This is a genomic window from Streptomyces calidiresistens (assembly GCF_014141525.1).
Classification (GTDB): Bacteria; Actinomycetota; Actinomycetes; order Streptomycetales; family Streptomycetaceae; genus Streptomyces; species Streptomyces calidiresistens.
Window position 1 is genome coordinate 1 of the sequence record NZ_VKHS01001478.1, and the last position, 580, is coordinate 580.

Here is a 580-nt window from a genome sequence, read left to right on the forward strand (position 1 = left end):
CCGTAGCGTCGACCAACGTGGTTCGAACACGTTGGTCGACGCTACGGGGGGCCGACGTGTCGATCAACGTCCCCGCCCCCCGGTGACCGTCACATCGGCGGGCGGTCACCACCGGTACCGGGACCGGGCACGGCGCCCTCCGCGCGGGGCCGCCACCCGGGCTCCGACCCGCCGACGGGTCGGTCCGGGCCCGGTGCCCCCCGTCGCCAGGCGCTCATCAGGCGGGCCCCCAGCAGGAAAACGCCGGCGACGACCGTCACGCCGCACACCACCGCGACCACCCCACCGAGCGGGGTGAACCCCCCGCGCGCCGTCTCCACCCCCACCGAGGCGGAGAGGACCGCGGCGGCGATCCCCGCGTTGATCACCAACCAACGGCGGGGCGCGGCCCCCCGGCCCCCCTCGCGGTCCTCGATCATCGGATGTACCCCCTGGTGTCCTCGATCCCGTTCCCGGCGCCCTCGGCCGCCCCGTGGCGTGCCGCGTTCCTTCGCGGTGGCCCCGCCGGCGGGCGGCTCCCGGGCCCCGACGGTGGACGGCGTCGCGCGGGCCGGTGTTCGCCGGGGCCCGCCCGTGTCCC

1 protein-coding gene is annotated in these 580 nt (G+C 77.8%); it reads right to left on the reverse strand.

The window, feature by feature from the left end:
• Positions 1-89 precede the first annotated feature (89 nt).
• Positions 90-419, reverse strand: a complete 330-nt coding sequence (locus FOE67_RS27900) for a hypothetical protein (protein ID WP_182667575.1) — start codon at positions 417-419, stop codon at positions 90-92.
• Positions 420-580: the final 161 nt, after the last annotated feature.

Excerpts from the sequence above, each read along its gene's own strand:
- FOE67_RS27900 (WP_182667575.1), bottom strand. The coding sequence starts at position 419 with ATGATCGAGGACCGCGAGGGGGGCCGGGGGGCCGCGCCCCGCCGTTGG.